Raw genomic sequence first — 13,151 nt, forward strand, 5'->3', positions numbered from 1 at the left:
ACGATCACAGGATTGCATGGTTTGCGGAGTTAAGACATTGAAAAAGCACATCCCCGAATTGCGATTCGGGGACTGAGCGTATTGAAATAATAAGCGAAATGGCTCGATTACTGGGCGAGAATTTTTTCTAGAATAGGCTTATTAGCGTCGGGGAAGTCGTAATTAACTAAGTCGGCTTTAGTGACCCAAGCGATAAGCTGACCTTCGAGGCCTTGAGCTGTGCCGTTAAATTCTGTGACTGAATGGATATCGAGTAGCACTTGTTTATCGGGATAGTCGAAACTCAACGCCATAAATGGCTGACTATCAGTGACATTGAGCGCGACTTCCTCTTTGAGTTCACGGATCAATGCCTGAGTGACAGTTTCGCCTGTCTCAACTTTACCACCAGGAAATTCCCATTTCCCACCTTGATGTAAATGATCTGGGCGTTTTGCCAACAGAATTTCACCGGCCGAGTTAGTAATAATGCCGACGGCAACATGGATGCGTTTAGTCATAATATTTATCGATTAATGAGTGGGTAAAAGTAAGTGCATTAAAGGCTTGAGCTGAGTGATTCGTGTGTAAACCCACAAATTACTCTTTAAAAAAATCGCCTTCATCGAGATCAAATTCATCAAATGCTTCTGGATCAAATTCGGCTTTGACTGGGATGACGTGTTTTTCTGACGCCCAATCGCCGAGGTCGATCAACTTACAGCGCTCGCTGCAAAAAGGTTTAAATGCAGATTGTGGCACCCATTCGACAGGGGCTTTGCAAATAGGGCAGTTAACGGTCAATGGCATAATTGTTCTCTTGGTTAACGGCGATAAAGCGGCCGCCAATACGAATGTCTTTCAGGCCATTAGTGTAAAGGCTTCATGCACAGGTAGCCAGTAAGAAATCAATCGAACGGTCGGAGTGGCGTTGTTGTTCAAACTGCACAAAATGGATTGCAAAACGGTTTTTATGGCCGCTAATCGTAGGATAACACCCGTGGGAGGCATCGACTTTGACTCGCACCAAAGCAAGTGCTTGAGCACTGTCACCCTGATAAAAACCTGCATGGGCAACGGCATTGTCGTAATGGGCTGTGCTGCGGGTGAGTTGGAGCAATAGGGTGATGGGGGTGAGCAAAGGTTCGAAGTGTGCTATCCAAGAGCGGTAGTCTTGTTGTTTTTCTTCCCAAGGTTTAGCTAGCCAATAATGCAGTTGCGGCAGATCGAAGTTACAGCAGGCGCCCGGCATGCCAAAGCGTTGTCGTAGCGCGGAAATAAATCTGTCTTGTTTTAGTTGGCTGCCGAAGCGGTCGGGCTTTTGCAACGGTTCGCGGGCTTGGGTGAGGGCATTGATAAAAAGGTCGATTTGCTGGTGGTCGACGTGATCTAATTCTTGCCATTTGCTGAGTTGCAGCAAGTGCCGTTCAATGTCTTTTAATACTTCATTACGATAATCACAGCGTTCGGACAATTCACAGAGGGAAAACAGCGGATAAAAACATCTATGTTGGTGGTCATGGCTTAGGTTACTTTGCAGCTGTTTATCGAGGTATTCGAGCCGCAAGTAGCTGCGAATTTTCTCGTTTAGGGGCTGTTCGTAAACTAATTCAGTCATGGGCGTTATCAGTACCAGAAAGTTGTAAATATCGCTGGTGCAATGCTAGCACCTCTCGTTTTAAGGTTGATATCTCTCCTTGATTATCAATAATGTCGTCGGCTCTGGCGAGTTTTTCGCTGCGACTACATTGGCTACTAATGATGTTATTAACTTGAGATGCATCAACATTGTCACGTTTTACGGTGCGATTTATTTGCAACTCAGGTGAAATATCCACCACTAAAGTCCGATTGACTAACCTATCTAACCCGTTCTCAAATAGCAAGGGCACGACCATAATTACATAGGCAGAGGTCGCTTTTTCTACCTGCGCTAGCATTTCTTGGCGGATCATGGGGTGTAATAGTTGGTTTAGCCATTCGCGCTCTTCTGGATGGCTAAATATCCGCTGCCGCAACTTGGCGCGATCGAGTTCACCCTCTGGTGTTAATATCTCAGCACCAAAATGAGTGACGATCGCTTCCAGCCCTTTTGAACCCGGAGCGACGACCTCGCGGGCAACGATATCGGCGTCGACTAGGGTTATTCCTTCGGCGGCGAACAAATTGGCAACAGTCGTTTTACCGCTGCCGATACCGCCAGTAAGACCAACAACAAACTTTGACATAACATACTCCGGATAGCTCAGTGCTTAGTTTGCTAGCTCTTACAGTGTTGATAGATACCAATCGACAATCTGTTGTCCAAATAGCAAGGCTATCCAGCCAGCTGCGGCAATATAAGGGCCAAATGGGATTGGATTCCCTTGTTTCAGGCGTTTACTGACAATCATAGTGATGCCAACGACTGCGCCAACGAGGGACGAAAGTAAAATCACCAGCGGCAGCATTTGCCAGCCAAGCCAAGCACCGAATACGGCTAGCAGTTTAAAGTCACCATAACCCATGCCTTCCTTGCCGGTGAGGATCTTAAATAGCCAAAAAATGGACCACAGGCTTAAATAGCCTGCCGCCGCACCGATAATGGCATCGGTTGGGCTCGCAAAGGTATGATTTAGATTGATTATCAAGCCGAGCCAAAGCAACGGTAGCGTCATTTGGTCGGGGAGCAACATCTCATCAAGATCGATACCCGTCAGTGCTACAAGCACAAAGGTGAGTATGCTCGCAAAAACAAACTGCCAGCTTGGACCAAAATGCCAAGCTAAAGTCGCGATAAGTAGCCCTGTGATGAATTCAATAATAGGGTAGCGAGCAGAAATAGGGGCGTGACAGGCGGCGCAATTGCCTTTGAGCATTAACCAGCCTAATACAGGCAAATTATGCCAAGGTTTAATCGCGGTTTTACATTTAGGGCAGGCTGAACCAGGCACAACAAGATTGTACTTTTCAGGGAAGGCATCAATAGGTCTATTGAGTTGGTCTATCCCTATTTTTTTGACTGTGTCTTCGTGGTATTCCTGCAAATACTGATTACATTCTTGCTGCCACTCCCGTTTCATCATCACAGGAAATCTGTGGATCACTACGTTTAAAAAACTACCTATGGTAGCGGCAAAAATAAAGCTTAACGCAATAAACAGCCAAGGACTCTGATCTAGAGACTGGCCTAAAAGGGAGATGAATTCTGACATTTGATGTTCTTATATATATTTTGAGGATGAGAAATTAAACTAGCCGCTAACAACTTTACCCATCTGGAAGATTGGCAAGTACATAGCAACAATTAATCCGCCGACGACAGTACCGATTACCACCATCATAATCGGTTCTATCAGGCTTGATAAGCCATCTACGGCATCGTCTACTTGCATTTCGTAGATAGTAGAGACTTTATTGAGCATGTTATCTAGTGAACCTGATTCTTCGCCTATCATCACCATTTGCACTAACATGTCGGGGAAAAGTCCAGTGGTCTGCATAGCCACATTCATCTGCATCCCCGCCATCACTTCTTGACGAATTTTTAAAATCGCTTTTCGATAGACTGCATTACCCGATGCGCCTGCGGCGGATTCTAGACCGTCAATCAACGGCACGCCCGCAGCGAAAGTGGTTGCTAAAGTACGAGCGAATCGAGCCATGGCCCCTTTATGTAAAATGGGCCCAATGGCTGGGATTTTAAGCACAGCTTCGTCTACTCTATCTCGCACCATTTGTGAGTTTCGGTGCGCCCGTACGAACAAAAATACGCCCCCAACAATGGCGGCTAAAAAGATATACCAAGAGGATTGTAAGCCGCGGGAAATATGCAGTACTAATTGAGTAAAGGCGGGCAGTTCAGCACCAAAGCCTTTAAATATATCTTCGAATTGAGGTACGACAAATAAGAGTAACAAAGCCGTGACTAAAATGGCTACCATGACAACGGCAGCAGGATAGAACATGGCCTTCTTTATTTTGGATTTCAGTGCTTCTGATTTTTCTCTGTAGGTCGCTACGCGATCGAAAACCAAGTCTAGTGAACCAGAATGTTCACCGGCTGCAACTAGGTCAACATAAAGTTCGTCGAAGTAACGTCTATGGGGACGCATAGCATCGGATAAAGGAATACCCGATTGAATTTCGCTAAGGATATTTCCTAATAGTTCTCGCATTTTAGCTTTTTCGTGACCGCGGCCGAGTAGCTCAATAGTTGTCACTAAAGGTACACCCGCCGCTAGCATAGTCGCAATTTGGCGGGTCATTACAGCAATATCCATAGGGGTGATTTTCGGATCCCCTAGTTTAAATAGCGCAGAAGACTGTTTACGCACGCTCTTTGGATTTACGCCTTGGGATTTCAATTGGCTACGGATTTCAGCGGCGGTTGCGCCCCTGAGTTCACCTGCTGTTTTCTTGCCGTCGCGATTTACACCTTTCCATTCGAAGGTATAGATTTTTGGTTGGCTCTTTTGCTCGGCTTTCTTGGTGCGAGGCTTTCTTGTTGTCGTTGCCGTAGCCATAAATGATTCCTGTAAATAAATCGTTCTAGATTTTTAGTTAACTGAACGCAGTGCTTGTGAAATAGTTTGGACTCTAAGATTCAAATATGCGAGTAATGATGCGCTATTGCCTGCATTTTAGATTTAGCTTTAGATATATAAAGATTGGATTTAGCCAAAACTGGTTACTCGGTTGACTTCAGCAATACTCGTTACACCGTGGATCACTTTTAATAATCCTGATTGACGCAAATCTCGCATACCTTGCGCTTTAGCTTGGGAGGCGATTTGTAATGAGTTACCGCCTTCCATAATAGTGCGCGCGATTTCATCGGACATCTTCATTACTTCGTAAATACCGACCCGGCCTTTGTAGCCTGCAGAGCAATGCTCGCAGCCAACAGGTTTAAAGGTGGTAAAGCCTTGAGTAATTTGTGTTTGGTCAAAACCTAGGCGCAGTAATTCATGCTCGGGGATCACTTCTGCTTGCTTACATTCGGGGCAGAGGCGGCGGGCTAAGCGCTGTGCAATAATCAGGTTTACTGAACTAGCGATATTGTAGCCAGGAACCCCCATGTTGATTAAACGGGTTAAGGTTTCGGCCGCCGAGTTAGTGTGTAAGGTCGATAAGACTAAGTGACCCGTTTGCGCCGCTTTAATGGCAATTTCGGCGGTTTCCAGATCGCGGATTTCACCCACCATCACCACATCGGGATCTTGGCGTAAGAACGAACGCAGTGCGGAGGCGAAGGTGAGGCCTGCCTTTAAATTAATGTGAACTTGGTTCACGCCTTCGAGGTTAATCTCCACCGGATCTTCGGCGGTAGATATATTACGCTCTTCGGTATTGAGAATATTTAACCCTGTGTAAAGGGAGACGGTCTTACCTGAACCCGTTGGGCCCGTTACTAAAATCATCCCTTGGGGTTTTGCTAGCATCTCAAGGTAGAGCTTTTCTTGGTCTGGCTCGTAGCCGAGCTTTTCAATGCCTAATTGTGCGGAGGATGAGTCTAAAATCCGCATTACAATCTTTTCACCCCACAGGGTCGGCAGAGTACTAACCCGAAAGTCGATAGACTTAGTGCGGGATAGTTTCATCTTAATTCGACCATCTTGTGGCACGCGCCGTTCGGCGATATCGAGTTTCGACATCACTTTTAGGCGTGCAGAAAGACGACCAGCCAGACTAATCGGCGGCTCAGAGACTTCGTGCAGAATACCATCTATACGAAAACGAATACGGTAGCGCTTTTCATAGGGTTCAAAGTGCAAATCTGACGCACCCTTGCGAATCGCATCGGTTAAAATTTTATTGATATAAATAACGATAGGCGCATCGTCACTACTCTCACCTGTAGACTCTTCGCTACGTCTGTCGGTATCAGTAATTTCTATCGCTGCAAGCGCAGCATCGTCCATACCGCCTAAATCGAGACCACTGATATCTTCTTCGAGAATTTTCTCTAGCGCTTTAGCGAGCTTATCTTCCTCAACTAGAATCGCTTCGGCGTGCAGGCCTGCACTAAACTGAAAATCTTCGAGGGCGGCAATATTGGTTGGGTCGGATGTGCCTATATAGAGGCGATTCCCACGTTTAAATAAGGGCAAGCAGCGGTGTTTCTCAATCAGTTTTTTATTGAGGAAGTCCTCAGGGATGGAAGCAAGATCAAACTCATTGAGATCGAGTAGTGGCGTTCCGTACTCTTCGTAGCAAAGCTCAGCTATTGCACGGGCAGAGATTAGCTTACTTTGAACTAAAGTGCTTACGAGGGCGTGTTTGTTTTGTCGAGATTTAGTGATAGCGTTAGCCATCTGCTCTTCATTTAGCAGACCTTTGCGGATAAAAAGGGTCGACAGCCCTAAGTGAAGGCCTGTAGATGGCATAACACACTCCTATCTTAATAAAGTAGCTCATAATAGCGCCAAAAAAAGCATTTGTCATATATAATAAAGGCTCAATAATCGAAGAAAAATGATGTTCATCATAGAGATGCAGTTTGATGTATATGCTTTAGCGATCGGGTACTGTTAGTTTCTACTTTTGTATCTTTATTAGTGTTCTGATTGGGGGCATTTTAGAATCGACTTTTATTGTTCTATATGAGTAAAGTCCTTATCAAACATATAATTACTTTTTAAAATCAATAATATTATTTTTAATAATCATTGCTATGGTCTAAGTCGCAGGGTAACCGCATGAACGTTTTTCGCTCAATACAAGATTGTATTTAAAGCAGCAACGGTTCAATATTTAGGCGTATTGAGATTCGTTATTTCATAGTTGAAGAACGCGTTGCTCCAATTGCTTAAAAGTTGCACATACGTGCGGTCGCCCTGGTCTAAGTCGTCAATAAGGATGTTCAAGTTGATACTCTCTCATGTCGTTTCTCGAATAATTCTTTTTTTATTTTTTGCCATCTTTTTTATGGGCTCTCTTCTTTCGGGCTATTTCAGTGGTTTCGCTGGACTGGGTAACTCTTATGATCTGAAACGGATTTTAGTTATCGTATTTGTGATGGTCGCTATGGTGTTGCTTTCATACAGAAAATCTGTACCGATAGCTATACTTTCTCCTTACACATGTTGGGTTGTCTGTGTAATATTTATTTTGGGTTTTATTTCTGCACTAAATAGTAAACACACATTTTGGTCATTGCTTGAGTTAGCCAACTTTTTATTGTTGCTCTGCTTGTTTTACATCGTCGGTGTACTGATTGCGGATATAGGCAAAACTGTTGTACTGCAATATTTTTTTTGGTTTGCATTATTTTTTTCGGTTTGTATTTCAGTTAAGTTTTTTTTGCTACTGCTTTTTCATGCCTTCGATGCTAATCGGCCCGATGTGCATTCTTTAGTTACTGGCTTTATGAATGTGAGATTTTTCAATCAGTTGCAAGTTATGCTGATGCCGCTATTGTGCTTATCTTTTTATATTGAACAACTTAAAAAATATAAACGGGCAGCCATGTTGGCTTTTAGTGTGTTGTGGTTAATCTTGTTGCAATCAGAGGCTCGCGGGGCATTACTCGCAATGGTGGTGGCAGCGTTTGTTGTGTATAGCTTTTTATCTGCTGATCTGCGTAAAGCGTTTATTCGCCCAATTATGAAGGCTGTGACTTTAGGCACGCTTTTGTGGTTAGTGTTGATCATTATTATTCCACTGTTTCTTTTTGATAGCCAAATTTGGCAGCTAAGGACCAATAGCTCAGGTCGCATTGACATGTGGATTTATATTTTACAAACAATCCCCGAACATGTTTGGTTAGGTCACGGGCCAATGAGTTTTGCATGGGCAGAAGCTAGGCCTTTGCCTAATGCCCATCCTCATAATGCCCTACTGCAGTTTTTATATGAGTTTGGTGTATTTGCGTTTATCTTGCTGGCGAGTTGGTCGCTGATGAAATTACGGGTAATATTAAAGCGGCTTAAATTATTAAGGGTAAAGTCGAATGAGCATTTGGCTGAACAACCACAAAGTAGCATTAACAAAAACCTCGACATCGACACGGGCACAACCGATATTGTGCTGGTGTTTTCACTGTGCGCGACATGGGTTTATGCCATGTTTGATGGGGTAATTGTGATGCCATTATCCCAAGCATTATTAGTGGCATTATTGGCGCTTAATTGCCGCCAATATCAACCGCGAGCAATAGCACTGCCATTAAAAGTTGCTTTAGTGGCAATAGTGATAATCTGTGGTGCACTGTTAATTGATAGCCTTTGTGATGCCGCGCTTAATCAGCAACTTTATCCAAGATTATGGTTAACCGGGATAATTAATTGAGAGAAATAAAAAAGCCCCAGAAAGGGGCTTTCTATAAAACAATAAGATTAGGTACTAGATTTGATACCTGCGCCTTTTTGGCACAGTGCGTTATCAGTAGTATCAACACCTAAAGCAGAATAGCTAACACTTCCATCTTTCTTTATATCAGCAGTCACTTTACACTTGCTACCTGTATAAACTAAGGTGGAATCTTTTCCAAATTCAACTGAACCTGTTAAATCCATAGCTGTCATGTTGGTTGCAACTGTTGGACAACCAATATCAGAAGTAACACATGCTGCAGCGGTTGAAGTCATTGAGCTTACTGCTTTCATAGATGAACCTCCTCCAGCAGTAACGACGTAATCTTTATACGCAGGTAGTGCGATCGCAGCCAAAATACCGATAATGGCAACTACGATCATTAGTTCGATCAGAGTAAAACCCTGAGCTTTTTTACTTAATGCTTTGTTTAATCTTTTGTTTAAATGCATGGCCTTCATTTTTCTCTCCAGCTAACTATTTAGTGACTTACTATGGTTGCAGTAAGGGTTGAATAGAGTGTTTAACCTAACCGCTGTTTTACCCTATAAATTGTTTTATCTCATCAAACTTTATTACTCATTTATGTCAATAAAATCATTTATATGATCTATGTAACATTAACAGTACACCGATGATCTTGAATGACCCATGTGTAATGACTCATGCTGATTTATCCAAAGCCACTTACTGAGCTAATGTCTGTTTGAATAAATCCTTTCGGTAACCGCACCTTAGGCTAATGCCCCTCAAGATGTGCTCTTTAAAACGCAAATTAGAGTATTTTGACAGGCATTCCAGTGCTGACCTTAGGTGAGGTTGACCAAACGGCCATCTCGCCTTTGTAAAAGTTAGTACAAAGTTGCATAAAATGAAACAACTTTTACTCATAAAGTACTAATAAAATGATTCATTTGTCTAAGAAATAGGAGATTAAACACATTGTGTTACAACAAAATTTTGACAATGTCAGTTTGATTGACTGGTATTAGCGCTAGAGTCAAGGTGATGGCGGATTTTCGATTGATTTTTGAAGGAGTTTAGCCATTGCTGATATTCGTATCATAAGGGCAAAACGCTTTGCTTTTTGAGTCTGGTACATGCAAAGCGTTTTGTGATTTAACACATGTTACGGTTTACTTTAAGTCAGTTTTAAGCTTTCAATCTAAGCGATAAGTCTAGGGCGCGAACATGCTTAGTGAGTGCACCAACTGAGATATAGTCGACACCAGTTTTGGCGAATTCGGCTAAAGTGTTTAAGGTGACATTGCCGGAGACTTCAAGCTTAGCGCCTTTTGCTTTGTCTTTAGCTCGATATTGATTATTCATCTCTACGGCTTCGACCATCATAGTGATATCAAAGTTATCTAACATGATGATATCTGTGCCAGAGTCGAGTGCTAAGGCGAGTTCTTCGAGTGATTCCACTTCGACTTCAACGGGTTTATTCGGGTACAAGCTGCGGGCGGTATCTACGGCTTGGCGAATACCGCCACAGGCCATAATGTGGTTTTCTTTAATCAAAAATGCATCATATAAGCCAATGCGGTGGTTTTTGCCGCCGCCGCAGGTGACAGCATATTTCTGGGCAGTGCGCAGACCTGGAATTGTCTTGCGAGTATCTAACAAGCGAGTGTGAGTCCCCGCCAGTTTATCGACATAATGTTTGGTTAAGGTGGCAACACCAGAAAGTGTTTGGATAAAGTTCATTGCCGTGCGTTCGCCAGTGAGAATAGCGCGCGCAGGACCTGATAATTCACATAATAGCTGGTTGGGTAATACTAGATCGCCATCATCCACATGCCAATGCAGTGCGACTTCACCACCGAGTTGGTTAAAAACCTGCTCTGCCCATGCTTTACCACAAAAAACGCCTTCTTCACGGGTGATTAAAGTGGCTTCAGCGTACTTATCGGCGGGGATCAACATTGCTGTGATGTCGCCATAAGCGATGGCTTTGGTTTGACCATTGATTTCGGTGCCACCTAAGTCTTCACTGAGGGCGGATTTTACTGATTGGCGGATATCATTTTCTAACATAAGCGGAGTCCTTGCATTACGGCCTACTTGCATTTTAGGTTAAGATTACCACGGCCTTAGGTCTCACGGAACAGCGTGGAGGAATGTGCGGCAGGACTTAGCCTATGGCTTATTTATGTTGGGAGTGAATGGTTTGCTTTATAATCTCAATGTTAAAAAGATGATGAAGTCAGTCAGTTCCGTGTGCTGGGTTTCTTCTTTGCTTGGCTGAATACTGTTAGAGTAACCGAGTTTATGTGGCATAGAGGATAAGCTCATCATGCGGTTTGATTCAGGTTGGTGTGATAGTGCGAGGCGTTGTGAGTCGCCACATTTTAATCAACGTCCCTTGGGTGAAGTGAGTTTGTTGGTGATCCACAATATTAGTCTGCCAGCAGGTTGCTTTGGATTACCCTATATTGATCAATTATTTCAAGGGTGCTTAGATACCAATGCCGATGCCAGTTTTGCACCGCTGCAGGGCTTGGAAGTCTCGGCGCACTTTTTGATCCGCCGCAATGGCGAGCGTGTCCAATATGTAAGCTGTAATGACAGGGCTTGGCATGCTGGGGTGTCTCGTTATGGTGAGAGAGAGAATTGTAATGATTTTTCCATTGGTATTGAACTGGAAGGCACAGATACTGAGCCTTACACTCCTGAGCAATATCAGTCACTCATCGAGTTAACACAAGCCCTACTGGTAGAATATCCATTGCTGAGTATTGAACGGATTGTGGGTCATTGTGATATTGCGCCAATGCGGAAAACGGACCCAGGGCAAAGTTTTGATTGGGAAGGATATTTAGGCAAGTTAAAGGAATATACTCAGGCGTTGCGCTCTTAGTTAATCACTTAACTTTTTGGATTTTAGACGTATTCCATATAAACCTAGACTATTTATGGACAAATTATAGAGGTACAGCCCATGGCATTATTTTCACTCTTGGTCGCCATTTTAGTGGAGCGACTTAAATTTCTTCCTTCATCATGGCAATTTGATCGTTTACTGCAATCCTATCAGACAACATTTTTCGGTGATAAAGCGTCACTGACAAGCGTGATGATGGCGTTGGCGTTAGTGCTACCAGCCTTGTTGGTATATGTTTTATCTTGGTTAGTGGCGGGAATGTTTTGGGGCTTATTAAGTTTAGCCCTATGGATTGTTGTGGCCGTGGTTTGTTTTAACCATCAGAAACAGCGTGATATTTTCAAAAAATATATGCAAGCCGCTTGTCGCTCAGACGTCCAAGCTTGTTACCATTATGCCGCCGAACTCGATTGTAGCGAGTGTTTGGATGCTGTATCCGAGAAAGACCTTGGTGCCAAAGTAGGTCAAAGTGTTGCTTGGATTAACTATCGTTATTATGGTGCCGTGGCGCTGTTTTTCATTTTTTTAGGTCCAGTCGGTGCTGTACTGTATTGCACGGTACGTTTTTATGCCGAAGAGAATGCCCGTAAATCCCTAGAGCTACCCTTAGTCAACGAAGTGATTACGATACTGGATTGGTTACCGAGCCGGATTTTCGCCTTTGGTTATGCCTTAAGTGGCCAATTTAGTGAAGGTTTAGCGGCGTGGCGCCATAATGGATTGACTTTAAATGTGAGCGCTCGCACTGTGGTTGCTGAAACGGCATTAGCGGCACAACCTTTACCTGAGGTCGCAAGTGCACCTATATGTGTACAATCAACCTTAGCATTATTAGTGCTCAGTAAACGTAACTTTACACTTATTGTTGCAATACTTTCATTACTGACCATTTTCGGATTGGTGAGTTAAAAGAAGGATGCTTTGCAGCGAGAATCGAGAACGCTTCGCTGCTAGGGCGTCGCTGTGCTCCTTCTAGTCTAGAACCTAGAATCTATCCGCTGCGCTTTTGGCAGCGCCTAGTGGGGCGAAGTCCGTGCTTTTGTCAAATGGTCTGACCCCATAAACATTTTTTTCCGCTATGCTCTCTCTTCGTGAGTGCTTTTGATCGAGATCGCTTTTAAGGAGTGATCTTCAATCTGGACATCAAAACGCTGATTTGATAAAGTGCGCTCACTCAAAAAAATTGGTAAGACCAATTTACAACGGAGCTGAGCGCCTGATGGCCTATAGTAAAATTAATCAGCCAAAAATTTCTGACGTGATCATGGCGCAATTAGAGCAAATGATCTTAGAGGGGAGTTTACAGCCCGGTCAGAAGTTACCGCCTGAACGCGAACTGGCGATCCAGTTTGAAGTGTCTCGACCTTCTTTGCGTGAAGCTATTCAAAAGCTTGAGGCAAAAGGACTGTTAATGCGCCGCCAAGGCGGTGGTACTTATGTCAAAGAACAACTCTGGCAGACCCTTGCCGATCCTATTGTTGAACTGATGAATTCAGATCCAGAAAGTCAGTACGACTTACTGGAGTTCCGCCATGCCACCGAAGGCATGATGGCCTATTTTGCGGCCCTTCGTGGTACCGACGCCGATATGCAAAATATCAAGCGTATGATCCTCGAGGTGGAAGCCGCCACCGATATCGAACAAAAAGCTGCTGCGATTGTGCGTTTTTATCGTGCTGTGGCGGAAGCGTCACATAACGTGGCTATGTTACACCTCGTTCTTAGTTTAACCCCTGTGCTGCATCAAAATGTGGCGCAAAACCTGGAGCTTTTAAGCCGCCGCGAAGAAGCTTCTACTATGGCTAACGATCACAGACGGGCCTTGCTCGCTGCCATCGTTCGTCGTGATCCCGACGCCGCCAGAGAAGCCTCGAATGAACACTTAAGTTACATCGAAGAGGTGATGTTATCTGTGCGGGAAGAAGATAGCCGGTTGCAGCGAAGCTTGCGCCGTTTAAAGAGTGGCGCTTAAGTTCTGTGATTTAGCTGC

Annotated in this window: 13 protein-coding genes; 4 read left to right on the forward strand and 9 right to left on the reverse strand. The window is 44.0% G+C overall.

Annotated elements, in window-relative coordinates; all coding sequences use genetic code 11:
* Window positions 1–107 precede the first annotated feature (107 nt).
* The 7 genes from mutT to pilB form a co-directional block, all read right to left on the reverse strand.
* On the reverse strand, window positions 108–500 hold the full coding sequence (gene mutT, locus AYJ58_RS04860; RefSeq protein WP_106649213.1) for an 8-oxo-dGTP diphosphatase MutT: 393 nt from the start codon (window positions 498–500) through the stop codon (window positions 108–110).
* Between the two features lie 79 nt (window positions 501–579).
* Entirely contained in the window at window positions 580–789 is a 210-nt protein-coding gene (gene yacG, locus AYJ58_RS04865; protein WP_006083355.1) for a DNA gyrase inhibitor YacG, read from the reverse strand.
* Window positions 790–862: 73 nt separating this feature from the next.
* Window positions 863–1,597: a cell division protein ZapD gene (zapD, locus tag AYJ58_RS04870; protein WP_106649214.1), complete on the reverse strand. Its 735-nt coding sequence runs from the start codon at window positions 1,595–1,597 to the stop codon at window positions 863–865.
* Window positions 1,590–2,207, reverse strand: a complete 618-nt coding sequence (gene coaE / locus AYJ58_RS04875; RefSeq protein WP_063884698.1) for a dephospho-CoA kinase — start codon at window positions 2,205–2,207, stop codon at window positions 1,590–1,592. The genes zapD and coaE overlap by 8 nt, the downstream gene beginning before the upstream one ends.
* Window positions 2,208–2,246: 39 nt before the next feature.
* Complete coding sequence (locus AYJ58_RS04880; protein ID WP_106649215.1) at window positions 2,247–3,173, reverse strand: prepilin peptidase; 927 nt, start codon at window positions 3,171–3,173, stop codon at window positions 2,247–2,249.
* 39 nt (window positions 3,174–3,212) lie between these two features.
* Window positions 3,213–4,484: a type II secretion system F family protein gene (locus AYJ58_RS04885; RefSeq protein ID WP_106649216.1), complete on the reverse strand. Its 1,272-nt coding sequence runs from the start codon at window positions 4,482–4,484 to the stop codon at window positions 3,213–3,215.
* A 150-nt stretch (window positions 4,485–4,634) separates the two neighbouring features.
* Window positions 4,635–6,347 carry a type IV-A pilus assembly ATPase PilB gene (gene pilB / locus AYJ58_RS04890; RefSeq protein ID WP_106649217.1) on the reverse strand — a complete coding sequence of 571 codons (1,713 nt, stop codon included), beginning with the start codon at window positions 6,345–6,347 and terminating at the stop codon, window positions 4,635–4,637.
* A 724-nt stretch (window positions 6,348–7,071) separates the two neighbouring features.
* Here pilB and AYJ58_RS21865 point away from each other — a divergent pair.
* Window positions 7,072–8,250, forward strand: coding sequence for an O-antigen ligase family protein (locus tag AYJ58_RS21865; RefSeq protein ID WP_198555596.1), 1,179 nt, complete (start codon window positions 7,072–7,074; stop codon window positions 8,248–8,250).
* A gap of 47 nt (window positions 8,251–8,297) precedes the next feature.
* Here AYJ58_RS21865 and AYJ58_RS22110 read toward each other — a convergent pair whose 3' ends face one another.
* Together AYJ58_RS22110 and nadC are read right to left on the reverse strand one after the other, a co-directional pair.
* A complete protein-coding gene (locus AYJ58_RS22110) occupies window positions 8,298–8,735 on the reverse strand; it encodes a type IV pilin protein (protein WP_106649219.1) in 438 nt (145 codons plus the stop codon).
* A gap of 691 nt (window positions 8,736–9,426) precedes the next feature.
* Window positions 9,427–10,314 carry a carboxylating nicotinate-nucleotide diphosphorylase gene (gene nadC / locus AYJ58_RS04905; protein ID WP_106649220.1) on the reverse strand — a complete coding sequence of 296 codons (888 nt, stop codon included), beginning with the start codon at window positions 10,312–10,314 and terminating at the stop codon, window positions 9,427–9,429.
* A 259-nt stretch (window positions 10,315–10,573) separates the two neighbouring features.
* Between nadC and ampD the strand changes: the two genes are divergently transcribed.
* From ampD to pdhR, 3 genes are all read left to right on the forward strand, one after another.
* Window positions 10,574–11,137, forward strand: a complete 564-nt coding sequence (ampD, locus tag AYJ58_RS04910; protein WP_106649221.1) for a 1,6-anhydro-N-acetylmuramyl-L-alanine amidase AmpD — start codon at window positions 10,574–10,576, stop codon at window positions 11,135–11,137.
* Window positions 11,138–11,218: 81 nt separating this feature from the next.
* Window positions 11,219–12,070: a beta-lactamase regulator AmpE gene (gene ampE / locus AYJ58_RS04915; RefSeq protein WP_106649222.1), complete on the forward strand. Its 852-nt coding sequence runs from the start codon at window positions 11,219–11,221 to the stop codon at window positions 12,068–12,070.
* A gap of 310 nt (window positions 12,071–12,380) precedes the next feature.
* A complete protein-coding gene (gene pdhR / locus AYJ58_RS04920) occupies window positions 12,381–13,133 on the forward strand; it encodes a pyruvate dehydrogenase complex transcriptional repressor PdhR (RefSeq protein WP_105250401.1) in 753 nt (250 codons plus the stop codon).
* Window positions 13,134–13,151: the final 18 nt, after the last annotated feature.

Origin of the sequence: Shewanella sp. Pdp11, from assembly GCF_002838165.1 — a bacterium.
Taxonomy (GTDB): Bacteria; Pseudomonadota; Gammaproteobacteria; order Enterobacterales; family Shewanellaceae; genus Shewanella; species Shewanella hafniensis.